General features: G+C 64.2%; 1 pseudogene. It reads left to right on the top strand.

The annotated features are described in order from the left end of the window. Positions 1-251 precede the first annotated feature (251 nt). Positions 252-514: pseudogene (locus C9414_RS21140) on the top strand (hypothetical protein); the annotation flags it as partial.

Below are 514 nucleotides of genomic sequence, written 5' to 3' on the forward strand. Positions count from 1 at the left end.
CCGGTCGTCGCACCGGTCTTTGCCCCGGTCATTGCCACCGGCACCGGTCTCCACCCCGATCCCTGCAACCGGCACCGCGCTTGCGGTGGTTCAGTTTCGCAGGGTTTCCCTGCCGCCGAACCTGCGTTACAGTCAACGGGTGTCCAGCCTGACTACCCCGCATACCCTTTCTTCCGCACGCCGTTGGTGGCGATGGTGGCCCGTTGCCGTCGTCCGCCCCCATAACGCTGTGTCCCGGAAGGAAAGTCGTCTTGAACTCGCACGCTCAGTTTCAGCAGCAGGCCGCTGAAGGCCACACCCATATCCCCGTTGTCCGCGAAGTGCTGTCCGACCTGGACACGCCGCTTTCGGTCTATCTGAAGCTCGCCGACGGCCCCAATACCTACCTGTTTGAATCCGTCGAAGGCGGCGAGCGCTTTGGTCGTTACTCGATCATCGGCCTGCCGGCACGCCGCGTGTACGCCTTCCACGGCCACACCCTGACCGTGCGCGAGGATGGCCAGGTGGTGGATAC

Source organism: Bacillus sp. Nf3 (assembly GCF_003028545.1).
Taxonomy (GTDB): Bacteria; Bacillota; Bacilli; order Bacillales; family Bacillaceae; genus Bacillus; species Bacillus safensis.